At 73.5% G+C, this 16,543-nt stretch carries 13 protein-coding genes; 3 read left to right on the forward strand and 10 right to left on the reverse strand.

What is annotated here, in order from left to right; genetic code table 11:
* Window positions 1-37: 37 nt before the first annotated feature.
* Entirely contained in the window at window positions 38-958 is a 921-nt protein-coding gene (locus BUE44_RS08125; protein WP_073495519.1) for a sugar phosphate isomerase/epimerase family protein, read from the reverse strand.
* A gap of 2 nt (window positions 959-960) precedes the next feature.
* Window positions 961-2,052: a Gfo/Idh/MocA family protein gene (locus BUE44_RS08130; protein WP_073495522.1), complete on the reverse strand. Its 1,092-nt coding sequence runs from the start codon at window positions 2,050-2,052 to the stop codon at window positions 961-963.
* Window positions 2,053-2,187: 135 nt separating this feature from the next.
* Here BUE44_RS08130 and BUE44_RS08135 point away from each other — a divergent pair, with 135 nt between their 5' ends.
* Both BUE44_RS08135 and BUE44_RS37395 read left to right on the forward strand, forming a co-directional pair.
* A complete protein-coding gene (locus BUE44_RS08135) occupies window positions 2,188-3,366 on the forward strand; it encodes an ROK family protein (RefSeq protein ID WP_073495525.1) in 1,179 nt (392 codons plus the stop codon).
* A 133-nt stretch (window positions 3,367-3,499) separates the two neighbouring features.
* Complete coding sequence (locus tag BUE44_RS37395; protein WP_073495528.1) at window positions 3,500-4,609, forward strand: DUF5954 family protein; 1,110 nt, start codon at window positions 3,500-3,502, stop codon at window positions 4,607-4,609.
* A 312-nt stretch (window positions 4,610-4,921) separates the two neighbouring features.
* Here the strand turns inward: BUE44_RS37395 and BUE44_RS08145 are convergent, their stop codons facing one another.
* From BUE44_RS08145 to BUE44_RS08180, 8 genes are all read right to left on the reverse strand, one after another.
* A complete protein-coding gene (locus BUE44_RS08145) occupies window positions 4,922-6,403 on the reverse strand; it encodes a DNA-3-methyladenine glycosylase 2 family protein (protein ID WP_073495531.1) in 1,482 nt (493 codons plus the stop codon).
* Window positions 6,404-6,481: 78 nt separating this feature from the next.
* Complete coding sequence (locus tag BUE44_RS08150) at window positions 6,482-6,886, reverse strand: NTP pyrophosphohydrolase (RefSeq protein ID WP_073495534.1); 405 nt, start codon at window positions 6,884-6,886, stop codon at window positions 6,482-6,484.
* Window positions 6,883-7,995 carry an aldose epimerase family protein gene (locus BUE44_RS08155; protein WP_073495537.1) on the reverse strand — a complete coding sequence of 371 codons (1,113 nt, stop codon included), beginning with the start codon at window positions 7,993-7,995 and terminating at the stop codon, window positions 6,883-6,885. Before BUE44_RS08155 ends, BUE44_RS08150 begins: the two co-directional genes overlap by 4 nt.
* A 59-nt stretch (window positions 7,996-8,054) precedes the next feature.
* Complete coding sequence (locus BUE44_RS08160; RefSeq protein ID WP_073495540.1) at window positions 8,055-9,071, reverse strand: LacI family DNA-binding transcriptional regulator; 1,017 nt, start codon at window positions 9,069-9,071, stop codon at window positions 8,055-8,057.
* 103 nt (window positions 9,072-9,174) lie between these two features.
* Window positions 9,175-10,206 carry an ABC transporter permease gene (locus BUE44_RS08165; protein WP_073495543.1) on the reverse strand — a complete coding sequence of 344 codons (1,032 nt, stop codon included), beginning with the start codon at window positions 10,204-10,206 and terminating at the stop codon, window positions 9,175-9,177.
* The gene (locus tag BUE44_RS08170; protein ID WP_073495546.1) at window positions 10,203-11,165 is read right to left on the reverse strand and encodes an ABC transporter permease; all 963 of its coding nucleotides are present in this window, start codon (window positions 11,163-11,165) and stop codon (window positions 10,203-10,205) included. Before BUE44_RS08170 ends, BUE44_RS08165 begins: the two co-directional genes overlap by 4 nt.
* Window positions 11,162-12,904, reverse strand: a complete 1,743-nt coding sequence (locus BUE44_RS08175; RefSeq protein WP_073495549.1) for a sugar ABC transporter ATP-binding protein — start codon at window positions 12,902-12,904, stop codon at window positions 11,162-11,164. The genes BUE44_RS08170 and BUE44_RS08175 overlap by 4 nt, the downstream gene beginning before the upstream one ends.
* 42 nt (window positions 12,905-12,946) lie before the next feature.
* On the reverse strand, window positions 12,947-14,056 hold the full coding sequence (locus BUE44_RS08180) for an ABC transporter substrate-binding protein (protein ID WP_073495552.1): 1,110 nt from the start codon (window positions 14,054-14,056) through the stop codon (window positions 12,947-12,949).
* A gap of 321 nt (window positions 14,057-14,377) precedes the next feature.
* Here BUE44_RS08180 and BUE44_RS08185 point away from each other — a divergent pair.
* Window positions 14,378-16,543: beta-L-arabinofuranosidase domain-containing protein (locus BUE44_RS08185; RefSeq protein WP_073495555.1), on the forward strand; the 2,166-nt coding region annotated here is incomplete at its 3' end.

A 16,543-nucleotide genomic window follows, 5' to 3' on the forward strand; every position in this document is an offset into this window, starting at 1 on the left:
TGCGGCCCGGCGGAGCCGCGGGTGCGGTCGTGGCGTGTCAGCCCACGATGAGCGGGCGCAGAGTGCGGTGGGCGATCTCCAGCCCCTGGGTGGTCCTGGCGGTGTCCCCGCTCCACACGGGGTCCTCGTGCTCGACGGACAGCACCCCGGTGAAGCCGCCCTCGTAGAGGGTGTCCACGATCCGGCGCCAGTCCACGTCGCCGAGCCCCGGCACCCGGTAGCGCCACCAGCCGCTGTCCCAGCCGTCGGCGCGCTCGACCGTACGGCCGAAGAAGCCGTAGCGGTCCCTGGCCCGCGGGTCGAGCTGGGCGTCCTTGGCCTGCGCGTGCGGGATGCGGTCGACGTACGGGCGCAGGGCGGCGACCGGGTCGATGCCCAGCCACAGCAGGTGCGAGGGGTCGTAGTTGAGGTACAGCCCGAGGCCGAACATCCACTCCCACAGCTCGGGGGAGTAGGCCAGGTTGCCCGGGTAGCCGTCGGGGTGCCAGCCCTCCATCACGCAGTTCTCGATGATGATGCGCACCCCGCGCTCGCCGGCGTACTCCACCAGCGGCGGCAGTTCGCGCTCGGCCAGCGCGATGTTCTCCTTCACCGACAGGCCGGGATGGCGGCCGATGAAGGTGCCGACGTAGTCCACGCCGAGCAGCGCGGCCGCGTCGACGTTCGCCCGTACGTGGGCGGCGATCTCGGACCTGCGGGTCGTGTCGGGGTGCAGGTTGTTCTCGTAGTAGGCCAGCGCCGACAGGGTCAGCCCGTGCCGCTCGAACAGGGCGCGCACCTCGTCGGCCTGCCGCTTGCCGAAGTCGGTGACGTCGATGTGGCTGGCCTCGAAGTCCCGTGACCCGGTGGACGGCCAGGTGGCCACCTCCAGCGCCTGGTAGTCGTGCGAGGCCGCCCACGCGGCGATCTCGTCGAGCGGCAGCTGCGGAAGGCAGGCGGTCAGAAAGCCCAGCTTCATAGTCAGGAGACCTCTTTCCAGGACCGGTCCGCCGCCGATGCCAGGACGGCCTCGGTGAGGCGCACCATGCGGGCGGCGTCGTCGAAGGTGGGGAAGGCCCCACCGGTGCCGTTCTCGCGGACGGCGGCGTGCACGTCGCGGACGAAGGCGGCGAAGCAGTCGAGATAGCCCATCGGGTGCCCGCCTGGCACCACGGAGAGGCGGGCGGCCGCGGGGGACAGCACGGCGGGGTCGCGCTGCACCGCGGCATTCTCCCCGCGGCTGCCGACGAAGAGGGTCTCCGGGTTCTCCTGGTCGAAGGCCAGCGACGTCGCGCTGCCGTCCACCTCGAACCACAGCCGGTTCTTCCGGCCGGGGGAGATCTGCGAGACCGTCAGGGTGCCGGTGGCGTCGCGGTCCGTGCGGAAGAGCAGCTGCACCGCGTCCTCGGTGGCCGGCACCCCGCCGTCCCTGGCCAGCGTCCGGGTCACCGCGGTCAGCTCGCTGATCCGGTGCCCCGTCACCCACTCGACCAGGTCGCACCAGTGCGAGCCGATGTCGGCGAAGGCCCGGGACGGGCCGCCGGCGACCGCGTCGACCCGCCAGTTGGTGTCACCGGGCAGCGACAGCCAGTCCTGCAGGTAGTGCCCGTGCAGCAGGCGTACGTCGCCGGCCCGGCCGTCCCGCACCCGCTCCCGCGCCTCGGCCGCCATCGGGTGGTAGCGGTAGACGAACGGCACCGCGGCCACCCGGCCGGACTCCGCCGCCAGCGCGGCCAGCGCGTCCGCGGTCGCCGCCGACGTCGTCAGCGGCTTCTCGCAGACCACGTGCTTGCCGGCCCGCAGGGCGAGTTCGGCCAGCTCCGCGTGCGCGTCGTTGGGCGTGCAGATGTGCACCACGTCCACGTCGTCGCTGGTGACCAGCTCCTGCGAGGAGTCGAAGGCCCGCTCCACGCCGAGGGCGGCCGCGGCCTCCTTGGCCCGCGCCGGGGTCGAGGCGCTGACGCCGACCACCGGCGCACCGGTGCGGCGCACGGCGTCCAGATGCACGCGTCCGATCATCCCTACGCCGGCGATCGCCGTACGCAGTGACGAACGCGACGCGGTCGTTGACATACCGCCCACAAATGGCCTCCCATTCCGCTTGCCTGAAACGCTAGCCATCGGGGTTTCGGTTGACAATGGCAAGATTTACGCTAACTTCTGTCATAAATACGCCGGACGACAGCCCGACGAAAGGCAGCCCCCGAGGTGACCGCAGCAAGCGACCGGCAGTTGACCGCGCTCAGCGAACTCGCCGGCCTGGTGGCCGGCGGCGTCACCCGGCGCGCCCAACTCGCCACCGCCACCGGCCTGTCCCGCGCCGCCGTCGCCCAGCGGGTCGACCTGCTGATCGCCAAGGGCCTGCTGGTCGAGACCGGCACCGTCGCCACCGAGCGCGGCCGCCCCCCGCTCACCCTGCGACTGGCCTCCGCCACCGCCGTGGTCGGCGCGGTCGATCTCGGCGCCACCCACAGCACCGTCGCCGTCGCCGACCTCGGCGGTACCGTCCTGGCCGAGGCCACCGAGGACCTCGACATCAACGACGGCCCCGAGGCCGTCCTCACCGGCCTCCACAAGCAGCTCGGCCGGCTGCTCGCCGACGCCGGGCACCCCGCCGAGCACGTACGGGCCATCAGCATCGGCCTGCCGGGACCGGTCGAGGCCAGCACCGGCACGGTCATCCGGCCGCCTATCATGCGCGGCTGGGACGGCTACCGCGTCCCGTCCTTCTTCGCCGACCGCTACCGGGCTCCCGTCCTGGTCGACAACGACGTCAACATGATGGCGCTGGGCGAGTACGGCCACCGCCCGGCTGCCACGCACCTGCTGTACGTCAAGGTCGGCACCGGCATCGGCTGCGGCATCGTCTCCGGCGGCGTTGTGCACCGCGGCGCGACCGGCGCGGCCGGCGACATCGGCCACATCCGGCTGCCCGGCCACGACGAGGTGCCCTGCCACTGCGGCAACACCGGCTGCGTCGAGGCCGTCGCCTCGGGCGCCGCCATCGCCGCGACCCTCCGCGAGGCGGGCCTGCCCGCCGAGCACGCCGCCGACGTCGTCCGGCTGGTCGCGGCCGGCGACCCGCTGGCCCGCCGCCAGGTCCGGCTGGCCGCCCAGCGGCTCGGCGACGTCATCGCCTCACTGGTCAGCTTCTACAACCCCGACACCATCGTGCTCGGCGGCAGCATCGCCAGCCTCCACGACGACCTGCTCGCCGACATCCGCGCCGCCGTCTACCGCCGCGCCCTGCCGCTGGCCACCCGCACCGTCGCCATCGAGACCACCCTGCTCGGCCGCCGGGCCGGCATCGAGGGCGCCAGACGCCTCGCCGTCCAGCACCTGCTCTCCCCCGAGGGGATCGGCCAGATCCTCGCCGGCCGGCCGTAGGTCCCGCTGTCCGGGTCCTGGCCGGCTGACGGCAGGGGTACGGGCGTGCGGAGGATACGACACCGGCGTCTCCTCGATTGCGCCTTTCACAGAACCACCGCCGACCGCCGCGACGGATGGGCATGCTGGTGCCATGGAGTTCTCCGCCGACGACGCCACCGCCTACCAGACCATCCGGGTCACCGCCCCGGAGTCCCCGGTCGCGGCGCTCGCCGACGTGGAGGCGTGGAAGGCGCGCAAGGCGTACCCCTCCATGTTCTTCGCCGGCGGCCCGGTCTTCGGAATCGCCCGCGAGAGACCGGCCGGCGGCTGGGTGCTCCAGCCCTACTTCAGCGGCCTCACCCCGCAGGACGCCAGGGACGGCCTCGGCTCGTACTTCCGCCGCGTCGCCATGGAGATCGGCGACAGCGGCGACCCGCGGCAGGCCGCCGAATACGAGGCCGCCGGCGAACTGCTCGACTGGGAGGCGCTCAACGACCTGACGGTCTGCGGCTGCCGCTACCGCCTCGTCCGGGCCGAACGCTTCATCCGCATGGGCCCCGACGGCCCCGAACCCCCCCGGGTCACCGACCCCGACCCCAGCGAGCCCGGCGAGTCCCACTACGGGCACGACCCGGCCGCCGGCCTGGTCATCGACCCCTACGACGCCACGGGCGTCTCCGACGGCATACTCAAAGCCGAACTCCTCGCCGCGCTGCGCAAGCACGGGACGGTGCCCAGCGCGGTGCGCGACGACTCGCGCACCGCCGCGTTCGTCTACCCCGGCGGGGTGCTGCTGCCCGCCGCCTTCATGACCGCGGAACGCGAGGGCGGCCAGTGGCGCCCCGGCTCCAGCGCCACCGCCACGACGCCGCAGTCCGCGCGCGACGGCCTGGCCATGCAACTGCGCGTCATGGTGCCCTGGCAGCGCGACCTCACCGCCGAGCAGCGCGCCGTCTACAACGACGCGGCCGATCGCCTCGACGCCGAGCGCTGCGACGAACTCGACGTCGCCGGACGCCACTTCCGCATAGTCCGCGTCGAACGCCTGGTCCGCCTCGGCCCCGACGGCCCCGAGGGCCCCCGGCCCTCCGACCCCGACCCCGTCCCCCCGGTCATGGTCCAGGACCGCCAGCTGCGTGCGCAGGGCGTCCTGCGCGACGAGGAGGACTCCTCGGCGGAGGAGCCGGACGAGAGCACGCAGAAGTTCCTGCGCCTCTTCGACGAGGAACGCCGCCGCCGCGAGTCCCTACGCCACCCCTGACACCCAGTCCCCAGGTGCCCTGGGGGCGCTGCCCCTTGCGGTGCGTCGCCTTCTTGCCCGCCTTTTCGGCGGGGCGCGCAGTTCCCCGCGCCCCTGTTGGGCCACCTCCTGCGCGAGATCGCGCCCTTTCGCATGCAAGGCGCAGCCTTCTGGGGGCGCGGGGAACCGCGCGACAAGCCGCGATGGCGCCGCAGGCGAGCAACGCACCGTCAGGGGCAGTCACCTCGGGGCGCGTGGGGGCACCCCCAGGCGAAGCTCCGGGGGAGAGCGGAGCGGGCGACCACGAGGGCGCCGCAGGCGAGCAACCGACCGTCAGGGGCAGCCGCTGAGGGGCGCTCCTGCCAGGCCGCAGGGCTGTCGCACCCCGCAGGGGGTGGTGGTGGACCAGACGTGGTGGGTGGCGTAGGTGCGCCACGGGCGCCAGTGGGGGGACGGGGCCGAGCCCGGGAGGAGGAGGACGTCGGGGTCGCCCAGGGCGCGCATGCGGATCGCGGAGGCCATGCGCGGGGTCACCCCGGGAAGCGCCAGGAGCATCCGCTCGGCCTCGTCGCGGTCCGCGCCCGGGTCGAGGCGCAGCGCGCCGCCGGCGAGGGCGGCGGAGACCGCCCGCACGGTGTCCCGAACGTCGGTGCTTACCGACGTGAGATCGGCCTCGGCGAGGTCGGCAGGGCGCGGGAAGAGGTGGGTCAGGCCACCGCTGGGCGCGGCGAGCGGCGTACCGTGCGCCGCCGTGACGGCGGCGGACACCGCGGCGTCACCGATGACCGCGCGCAGCGCGTACTCCTCCGGGTCGGCGGTGCCGGGCGCCCGCAGCCCCGGCCGCCGGGCGACGGACGCGGCCAGTTCGGGGTCGGCGCCGAGCCGCTCGGCGACCGCGTAGGGGTCGGCGTCGAGGTCGAAGAGGCGCCGAACCCGCTGCGTCGCGGTGGTGAGGTCGCGCAGGTCGCCCAGGTGCAGCCGGCATTCGAGCCAGCCGCCGCGGCCGGGGCGTTCCTCGACCTCGGCGACGCCGAAGCCGTGGGGCAGCCGCAGCGTACGGCGGTACGTACGCGTGCCCGGTTCGCCGGTGACCTCCTCGACGCCGGCGACGGCACGCGCGGCGAGGTGGTCGAAGACCTGCGCGGAGTCGTAGGCGCCGCGGTAGGCGAGCCGCAGCGGCACGCCGGTCGCCGTGCCGTAGTCGCCGCAGGGGCCGGCGGGGGCGGGGTCGGCGACCGGGCCGAAGCGGGAGCCGCGGCCGGGGCGGGCGGCCCGCAGCTCGGTGGGGGTGGCGGCGTAGATCTCCCTGATGGTCTCGTTGAACTGCCGCACGCTGGCGAAGCCGGCGGCGAAGGCGATCTCGGCGGCCTGCATCGAGGTGGTCTGCAGCAGCACCCGCGCGGTGTGGCCGCGCTGGGCGCGGGCGAGGGCGATGGGCCCGGCGCCCAACTCGGCGTTGAGCTGCCGCTGGACCTGGCGGGCGCTGTAACCGAGCCGGGTGGCCAGGCCGGCGACACCTTCGCGGTCCACGATGCCGTCCCCGATGAGCCGGATCGCCCGGCCCACCACGTCGGCCCTGGCGTTCCAGTCCGCGGACCCGGGCACCGCGTCGGGCCGGCACCGCCGGCAGGCGCGGAAGCCGGCGCCCTGCGCGGCGGCGGCGGTGGGGAAGAAGGACACGTTCGCCCGCTTGGGGGTGATCGCGGGACAGCTGGGCCGGCAGTAGATCCCGGTGCTGGACACGGCGAAGAAGAAGGCTCCGTCGAACCGCGCGTCCCGGCTCCGCACCGCCTCGTATCTGCTGTCCTCGGTCATCATGCGTCCATTATGACCGGCTTCGACACCCCGGGCTAGCGGATATCGGACGGCACGCTGGGCGCGCCGGGCCACCGGTCAGCGCGGGCGGACCGCGCGCGGCCCGACGCACCGGGCGCCCGCCGCCTCGACGCGGGCGCGCAGGCCGCGGTCGGCGGTGACGACCAGGCACCGGCGGTCCGCCGCGTCGGCGGCGAGCGCGGCGATCAGGTCGTCGCCGCTGCCGGGTGCCTCCTCGACGCCGACGCCCGGGACGGCGGGGACACCGCGGGCCGCGCCCTCGGTCACCAGCACGATGTCGAGCGGGACGCCGACGGCCCACTCGGGAGCGCCGCTGTCCGCGGGGAGGCCCGCCGCGGCCAGCGGGACCAGGCGGTCGCGGAGCCGGGTCGCGGCGCCCTGGCGGTCCCGCCACCAGCCGTCGGGCACCGAGCCGACGACGTTCGCACCGTCGACGACCAGCAGCGGCTCCGGCCCGGTCACGGCCGGCCGCCGGGCAGGTGCGGAAAGCGGAATTCGGTGCGGCTGCGCAGGACTTCACCGGGGCGCAGGACCGTGGAGGGGTATTCGGGCCGGTTCGGCGAGTCGGGCAGGTGCTGGGTCTCCAGGCACACCGCGTCGTGCGGGCCGTAGCCGCGGCCGTCGGGACCGGTGAGGGAGCCGTCGAGCAGGTTGGCGGTGTAGACCTGGATGCCGGGCTCGGTGGTGCGCACCTCCAGCGTCCTGCCGCTGCCGGGGTCGTGGAGCACCGCGGCGGTCCGCGGCACCGCGGGCTCGGCGGGCGGCCGCAGCACCCAGCAGTGGTCGTAGCCGTCGGCGGCCTTGACCTGCGGGTCGGGCGCGCGCAGCCCGTCACCGAGCGGGCGCGCGGTGGTGAAGTCGAACGGCGTGCCCGCGACCCGCTGTTCCGGCCCCCACGGAATGGACTCGGTGGAGACCGGCAGGAAGCTGTCGGCGTCGATACTCAGCATGTGCCGCAGTATCCCGCCGGACGGGTCCCGCGGCACGCTGTGCGCCGCCGTGGCGCCCCCTCCCACCCCCGCCAGGTCGAAATACGCGTGGTTCGTCAGGTTCACCACCGTCGCCCGGTCGGTGCGCGCCTCGAAGCTCAGGGCCAGCGTCCCGTCCGCGTCGAGCGCGTAGGTGGCGGTGACGTCCAGGGCGCCAGGGAAGCCCATGTCGCCGTCGGGGCTGTGCAGGTCGAGGCGGAGGGCGCCCGGCAGGGGGGTGGCGTGCCACAGGCGGTGGTGGAAGCCGTCGGGGCCGCCGTGCAGGGTGTGGCCGCGGTCGTTGGCGGGGAGGCGGTGCAGGCGGCCGTCGAGGAGGAAGCGGGCGGCGCCGATGCGGTTGGCGTAGCGGCCGACCAGGGCGCCGAAGTAGGGGCTGCCGGCGTAGGCGGGGACGTCGGGGAGGGACAGCACGACCGAGGCGCGGCGGCCCGCGGTGTCGGGGACGTGCAGCGCGTGCAGGGTGCCGCCGTAGGTGAGGACCTCGGCGGTGACCCCGGCCGCGGACTCCAGCCGCCAGCACTCCACGGGGCGTCCGTCGGGGGCGTGGCCGAAGGGGGAGCGGTGCGGTACGGGCGCGGGCATCGGCGGTCCTCGGCGGTCGGCGGGGCGGGGCGTGGGTCAGGGGTGCGGCGTGGGCGCGCTCACCCGGGTCGCGGGGCGGTGGACTCCCGCGCGACGAGCGTGTAGCCGGGGTGTATCCGCTCGGGCCGGAGTTGCGGGGCGCCGGCCAGCCTGGCCACCACCCGCTCGACGGCGAGCCGGGCGATGGCCTGCTTGTCGGGGGAGACGGTGGTCAGCGCCACCGTCGAGAAGCGGCCCTCCTCGACGTCGTCGAAGCCGACCACCGAGACGTCCTGCGGCACTCGCAGGCCCCGCTCGACCAGCGCCCGGATCGCGCCGAGCGCCATCAGGTCGTTGTAGGCGAAGACCGCGTCGGGCTCGGCGCCCCGGTCGAGCAGCGCGTTCATCGCGGCGGCGCCGTCCCAGCGGCCGTAGCCGTCGGTCGCCGCGACCAGGGCGTCGTCGTGGGGCAGGCCGGCCGCGGCCAGCTCCTCGCGCCAGCCGCGCAGCCGCAGGTGGGCGGGCTGCCGGGCCATCTCCCTGCGTGCGCCGAGGAAGGCGATCCGCTGCCGGCCGAGCCCGGCCAGATGGCGTACCGCGGTACGGGCCGCGGCGACGTTGTCGATGGCGATGTGGTCGTAGGGGGCGTCGTACTCGCGCTCGCCGAGCAGCACCAGCGGCGCGTCGCCGGGCCGGCCGAGCAGGTCGGCGGCCTCCAGTTCGATCGGGCTGAGGATCAGGCCGTCGATGACGTGGGCGCGGAAGCCCTGCGAGACCAGCACCTCCTTCTCGCGCAGGCCGGCGGTGTGGTCGAGCAGCACCGTGTAGTCGTGCCTGGCGGCCGCGTCGATGACGGCGCCGGCCAGCTCCGCGAAGTAGGGGTTGCCCAGCTCCGGCACGGCCAGCGCGATAATGCCGGTCCTGCCCTTGCGCAGGTGGCGGGCGGTCAGGTTCGGGCGGTAGCCCAGCTCGTCGATGGCCCGCTGTACGCGCTCGCGCATCGCGGGGGTGACATGGGGGTAGTTGTTCACCACGTTCGACACGGTCTTGACCGACACGCCTGCCAGCTGCGCGACGTCCTTGAGGCTGGCGCCCACGGAGTTCCTTCCCTCGGCCGTCCTGCGGAGGCACGGCGGTTCCGGCCTCAGTGTGCCGGTCCCGTACGGTACGGGTGCGCGGCCGGTGTCCTGGGACGGCGCCTCAGGTGCCGCGTCTGGCCGCCGACAGGTACCGCTGGGCGACCACGACCACGATCAGGAAGCCGCCGCTGACCACCGACTGGTAGGAGGAGTTCAGCGAGCCGATCTGGTTGATCAGGTTCTGGATGACGCCGAGCAGCAGCACTCCCCACAGCGTGCCCGACACCGATCCGGCGCCGCCGACCAGCAGGGTGCCGCCGATCACCACCGCCGAGATGGCGTCCAGCTCCATGCCGACGCCGATGATGGTGACCCCCGACGACAGCCGGGCCGCGTTCAGCGCGCCCGCGAAGCCGGCGAGCAGCCCGCTGAGGGTGTAGACGAGCACCTTCGTACGCGCCACCGGCAAGCCCATCAGCAGCGCCGCGTCACCGCTGCCGCCGACCGCGAAGAGCGCCTGGCCGAAGGAGGTGCGCTGGAGCACCAGGCCGCCGAGGGCGAACAGCGCGAGCGCGATCAGCACCGGGTAGCCGAAGCCCCACACCGCGCCGCCGCCGAGCTTCTGGAAGGCCGAACCGCGCGGCACCAGGTACGTCTTGGCACCTTCGTGGGTCAGCGCGAGCAGCAGCCCGCGGGCGCCGAGCAGCGAGGCCAGCGTCACGATGAAGGGCGCCATGCCGGCCTTGGCGACCAGCAGGCCGTTGAGCGTGCCGATCGCCCCGCACACCACGAGCGGCAGCAGCAGCGCCGGCAGGAAGCCGTACTGCGACGCCCAGGCGGCGACCACCCCGCCGAGTGCGAAGACCGAGCCGACCGACAGGTCGATGCCGCCGGTGACGATCACCAGGGTCATACCGAGCGCGACGATCGCGGGGAAGGCCGCCTGGATGGCGATGCCGCGGGTGTTGTCCAGGGTCGCGAAGGACTCGAAGAGGAAGGAGGAGACGACGCAGAGCAGGACCAGGACCGCCAGCACGCCCTGGCGCTGGAGCAGTTCGGCCGCGCGCTGCCGGCCTCCCGGGCGGGGCTCCGCGGTCGTGGCCGGCGGCGCCCCGGTGGGCGCGGAAAGGGCGGGGTTCACAAGGGACTTCATCGGGCTCTGCGCTCCCGGGCGACGTAGACGGCGACGAGGATGATGCCCGCCTGGACCATCTGGGCGGTGGAGTCGTGCAGGTTGTGGGTGACCAGGGTGGCGTGCAGCAGCTGCATCAGCAGGGCGCCGAAGACGGTGCCGAGCACCCGTACCGAGCCGCCGGTCAGCGGGGTGCCGCCGACCACGACGGCGGTGATCGCGGACAGCTCCATCAGGTTGCCCAGCGACGACGGGTCGCTCGCGGTCAGCCGCGCGGTGGCGAGCACCCCGGCGAGCGCGGCGAGCACCCCGCAGATGACGTAGACCCCGATCAGCACCCGCCGTACCGGCAGGCCGGCCAGCGCCGCGGCTCTCCTGTTGCCGCCGACGGCCACCAACTGGCGGCCGAAGGTGGTGCGCTGGACGAGCCCGGCGACAATTGCCGCGAGGACCGCGGCGATCAGCACGACGACCGGGACGCCGAGGACGCTGTCGGTGCCGAGGCTCAACAGGTCGGTGTTGTCGATCTGCTTGAGCCGGCCGCCGGCGATGACCAGGGCCAGGCCCCGGCCGCCGACGAAGAGCGCCAGCGTGGCGACGATCGGCTGCAGCCCGACCAGGGACACCAGCGAGCCGTTGACCAGCCCGACCACCACCCCGGCGAGCAGTGCCACCAGCAGCGCGGGCAGCAGGCCGTAGCCGAGGTAGAGCGGCAGCAGCGCGCCGGACAGTGCCATCGTGGAGCCCACCGACAGGTCGACGCCCTCGGTGCCGATGACCAGCGCCATGCCGAGCGCGACGATCACCACCGGTGCGACCTGGACGAGTTGGGTGCGCAGGTTGTCGGCGGTGAGGAAGTGGTCGGTGAAGGCGCCGTTGAAGACCAGCAGCGCCGCGACGGCCGCGTAGACGCCGTAGCGCTGGAGAGCGTCGGCGATGCGCGGCCGGTCCAGGCCGCGGGGGAAGGCGAAAGCCGTCATCGGGGGTCCTCCTCGCGCGGGCCGGCGGCCGGCGCCTGGTCGGGTACGTCCGCCGGTCCACCGCCGGCTGCGGGCGCGGCCTTGGGGGCGGGATCGGGCGCGGCCCGCCGGGCGTCCGCGGCCGCGGTTTCGGCCCCGGCCTGCGCGGGCGCCTGCGGCGCGGTCTCCGCCAGTACGGTCAGCAGCGCGCCCTCGGTGACGTCGTCACCGGTCAGCTCGCCCGCGACCGCGCCGGCCCGCAGTACCACGATCCGGTGGGCGCCCTCCACCAGCTCCTCCAGCTCCGAGGAGATCAGCAGCACCGCCAGGCCCTCGGCGGCGAGTTCGTCGATCAGCGTCTGGACCTCCGCCTTGGCGCCGACGTCGATGCCGCGGGTCGGCTCGTCCAGCAGCAGCACCCGCGGTTCCAGGCACAGCCAGCGGGCCAGCAGCACCTTCTGCTGGTTGCCGCCGGACAGCTCGCCGACCTTCTGCTCCGGGCTCGCCGCCTTGATCCGCAGCCGCTTCATGAAGACGTCCACCACCCGGTCCTGCCTGCGCCGGGAGACGAAGCCGAAGCGGGACAGCCGGGGGAGCGCCGCGAGCACGATGTTCTCCCGCACGGAGAGGCCGGGCACGATGCCCTCGGCCTTGCGGTCCTCGGGCAGCAGGCTGATGCCGGCCCGGATGGCGGCGGCCGAGCTGATCCGGCGCAGCCGCCGGCCGCCGACCGTGATCTCCCCGCCGTCCAGCGGCAGCGCGCCGGCCAGCGCCTTCGCGGTCTCGGTGCGTCCCGAGCCCAACAGCCCGCCCAGTCCCAGCACTTCGCCGGGCCGCAGGTCCAGGGCGACGCCGTCGAGCAGGTGCCGGCGGCTCAGCCCGGTCGCGGTGAGCACCGGCTCCGCGGTGGCGGCCGCGCTGCCGGGCGAGCCGGCGGCGGCCTCCTTTCGCACCCGGGCCAGCTCGCGGCCGAGCATCATCGAGACCAGCCGGACCCGGCCGGTGTCCTTCAGGTCCCCGGTGTGCACCAGTCGTCCGTCGCGCAGCACGGTGACCCGGTCGCATATCCGGTACAGCTCGTCCATCCGGTGGCTGACGTAGACCAGCGAGATGCCGCGGGCGTGCAGGTCGCCGATCACCCGGAAGAGCGTCTCGACCTCGCGCGGCTCCAGCGACGAGGTGGGCTCGTCCATCACCACGACCCTGGCCCTGACCGAGACCGCCCTGGCCAGCGCCACCATCTGCTGGGTGCCGATGCCCAGGGTGTGCAGTGGGCGGCGCGGGTCGGTGGTGATGCCGAAGCCGCCCAGCAGCTCCGCGGTCTCCCGGTGCATCCGGCGGAAGTCGACCAGCCCGAGCCGGGTCCTCGGCTCGCGGCCCAGGAAGATGTTGCGGGCCACGCTCATCAGCGGGACCAGGTTCACCTCCTGGTAGATGGTGGAGATGCCGGCCTGCTGAGCCTCGTGCGGGCGGTGGAAGGCGACGGCCTCGCCGCCGAGCCGCAACTCGCCCTCGTCGGGCCGGTGGACGCCGGTGAGGATCTTGATCAGCGTCGACTTGCCCGCCCCGTTCTCCCCGACGAGCGCGTGGATCTCACCCGCGCGCAGGGTGAACGAGACATCGTCGAGCGCCACCACACCGGGGAAGCGCTTGCTGACGCCGACCGCCTCCAGGACGGGCGTCGGCGGGGCCGCGGGGTCCCGCGGGCCGTCGGGTCCGGGCGGGGCGGACTGCGCCGCGGCGGCTTCTGGTGGTGCCATGTCTGGTGGCCTGGCCTTCCGGGTGTCAGGGGGCGGGTCGGCTCAGAAGGCCCCGGCCACCGAGTCCTTGGCGTTGGTCTCGTCGTAGGCGCGGTCGGAGATGATGACGTTCTCGGGGATCGGCTCGCCGGCGTAGAACTTCTGCGCGGTGGCGAAGGCCAGCGGCCCGAAGCGCGGGTTGGACTCGATCACCGCGTTGTACGTGCCGTTGACGATGGCCTGGACGGCGTTGCGGGTGCCGTCCACCGAGACGACCTTGACGTCCTTGCCGGGGTTCTTGCCCGCGCTCTTGAGCGCGGTGACGGCGCCGAGGCCCATCTCGTCGTTCTCCGCGTAGACCGCGGTGATGCCGGGCTTGGACTGGATCAGCTGCTCCATGACCTGCTGGCCCTTGTCACGGGTGAAGTCGCCGGTCTGCTGGGCCACCACCTTCAGCCCCGGTGCCTTGGCGGCGATCTCGTCGAGGAAGCCCTTGGTGCGGTCGGTGGTGACGTTGTTGCCCGACGAGCCGAGCAGGATCGCGACCTGGCCCTTGCCGCCGGTCGCCTTGATCATGGCGTCCGCGGCGCGCTGGCCCTGCTTGACGAAGTCCGAGCCGAGGAAGGTGACGTAGTCCTTGCAGGAGGTGGCGTTGATCTTGCGGTCGATGGTGATGACCGGCACGTGCTTGGCGGCGGCGGCCTGCAATGCGGGCTCCAGGCCGTCGGAGTTGAGCGGTGCCACGATCAGCAGTTGCGCGCCCTGGGTGAGCATGTCCTGGATGTCGCTGATCTGCTTGGGCAGTTGGGACTGCGCGTCGGTGGTCAGCAGCTTCTTGACGCCGAGCTTGGCGGCCTCGTCCTTGATCGACTGGGTCTCGGCGATCCGGAAGGGGTTGTCCTCCTTCTCGGACTGCGAGAAGCCGACGACGGCGTTCTTCAGGTCGAGCTTCTGGGCGCCGTAGGCGCTCAGGGTGCAGCCGCCGCCCGCCGCCGTGGCCGACTCGGTGACCTGCTGCTGCGCGGCGGCCTGGGAAGAACCGCTGGGCGAGGCGGCCTTGTCGTTGCTCTCGGACTTGGAGCATCCGGTGGCGGCGAGGCCCGCGGTGGCGAGCAGCAGGCAGGCAGCGGCCAGTGCGCGGGTTCTGTGCTTCGTCGTGCTCTGCTTCGTCATGCTCACGTCACTCCTTGGTCTCGACGGAAGTCGCGTCCGTCGGTCGTACGAGTGGTCCGGGGCGGCGCGGGAGGGCGGGAACGGGTGTTCCCGGGCGCGGCTTTACAACGTTATATACGCGCCTCCGAGCGGCGACAAGAAGTCGGTCCGGAGTTTCGAAAACCCGTCAACCGCCGCGCCGGATCGCTGTCTTCAGGTGCGGATGGGACTTCTGACGACTTCTGTGCGAGCTATGGACATGACAGTGGCCGCGTGCTGTCATGCCGGGTGGCACCGGACTTTCCAACGTTGGAAGACGCGAACCGCAGGAGGCCACCCCCCATGCCCCTGAACCGCCGACAGTTCGTCACCACCGCACTCACCGCGGGCGCCGCTCTCCCACTGCTGCCGGCGGCGCCCGCCGGTGCCGCCGCCGGGGGCGGTGACCCGGGTCGTGCCTCGGCCCGGGTCGCTCCCGCCCCCGGCGGCCTCTACACCCCCAACGCCGCCCCCCTCGCCCCCACCGCCTTCCTGCGGCTGCCGCCCGGCGCGGTCACCGCCCGCGGCTGGCTCGACGGCCGGCTCCGGCAGCAACTCGCCGGCCTGTGCGGGCAGTACGCCTCGACGTCGCACTTCCTGGCCATGGACGCCAGCGGCTGGGTCCACCCGGAGAAGACCGGCTGGGAGGAGGTGCCGTACTGGCTGCGCGGCTACGTCGACCTGGCGATCCTCACCGGCGACGGCACCGCGCTGGCCGCCGTACGCCGCTGGGTCGACGCGATCCTCGCCACCGCGCAGCCGGACGGCTTCTTCGGCCCGACGAGCCTGCGCACCTCGCTCGGCGGCGGCCCCGACTTCTGGCCGTACCTGCCGCTGACCTGGGCCCTGCGCAACTGGCAGGAATACAGCGGCGACAGCCGGATCGTGCCGATGCTGACCGCCTTCTTCCGCTACATGAACGCCCAGGGCCCCGGCGCCTTCAACCAGAGCTGGGTGTCGGTGCGCTGGGGCGACGGCCTGGACAGCGTCTTCTGGCTCTACAACCGCACCGGCGACGCCTTCCTGCTCGGCCTCGCCGACAAGATCCACGCAGGCGGCGCGAACTGGGTCAACAACCTGCCGAGCCTGCACAACGTCAACATCGCCCAGGGCTTCCGCGAACCCGCGCAGTACGCGCTGCGCTCGCCGTCCGGCGCGCTGACCCAGGCCGCCTACCAGAACTACACCGCCGTGATGACCGCCTACGGGCAGTTCCCCGGCGGCGGCTTCGCCGGCGACGAGAACGCCAGGCCCGGCTTCGGCGATCCCCGGCAGGGCTTCGAGACGTGCGGCATCGTCGAGTTCATGGCCAGCCACCAGCTGCTGACCCGGATCACCGGCGACCCGGTGTGGGCCGACCGCTGCGAGGACCTGGCCTTCAACTCGCTGCCCGCCGCCCTCGACCCGTCCGGCAAGGCCGTGCACTACGTCACCAGCGCCAACAGCGTCGACCTGGACAACACCGCCAAGACGCAAGGGCAGTTCCAGAACAACTGGGCCATGCAGGCCTATCTGCCGGGCGTCGACCAGTACCGCTGCTGCCCGCACAACTACGGCATGGGATGGCCGTACTTCACCGAGGAGCTGTGGCTCGCCACTCCCGACCACGGCCTGGCCGCCGCGATGTACGCGCCCAGCACGGTGACCGCGAAGGTCGCCGGCGGCACCCGGGTGACCCTCACCGAGACCACCGACTACCCCTTCGCCGACACCGTGACGCTCACCGTCGCCACCCCGGGACCGCTGGCCTTCCCGCTGTATCTGCGCATTCCCGGCTGGTGCGGATCACCCCGCCTCACCGTCAACGGCGCCGCCGTCACCGCCCCCGCGGGACCGGCCTTCACCGTCGTCGACCGCACCTGGAACAACGGCGACTCGGTCGTCCTCACGCTGCCGCAGACCACCACGACCAGGACCTGGCCCGGCAACCACGGCGCCACCGGTGTCGACCACGGCCCGCTCAGCTACTCGCTGGACCTCGGCGAGACCTACGTGCAGACCGGCGGCACGTCGCAGTTCCCCGAATACGCCGTGCACACCGCCGCCGCCTGGAACTACGGCCTCGCACTCGACGCCGGCGCCACCACCTTCACCCGCAACGGCGGCCCGCTGCCCGCCGACCCCTTCAGCCACGGCGGGACCCCGGTGCGTATCACCGCCCCCGCCCGGCGGATCGCCGAATGGCAGGCCGACAGCCAGCACGTCGTCACCCCGCTCCAGGACTCGCCGGCCCGCAGCACCGCGGCCGTCGAGACGGTCTCCCTCATCCCGATGGGCGCCGCCCGGCTGCGGATCTCCGCCTTCCCCACCACCTCGACCGGCGGCCACCAGTGGTCGGCGCCCGCCCCCTACCGCAGGATCAGGAACAAGAACTCCGGCAAGGTCATGGGTGTCGACCTGATGTCGACCGCGAACAGCGCGCATGTCGTGCAGTACGACGACAACGGCACCGCCGACCACCTGTGGCAG

It is taken from the genome of Actinacidiphila paucisporea (assembly GCF_900142575.1).
GTDB classification, from domain to species: domain Bacteria; phylum Actinomycetota; class Actinomycetes; order Streptomycetales; family Streptomycetaceae; genus Actinacidiphila; species Actinacidiphila paucisporea.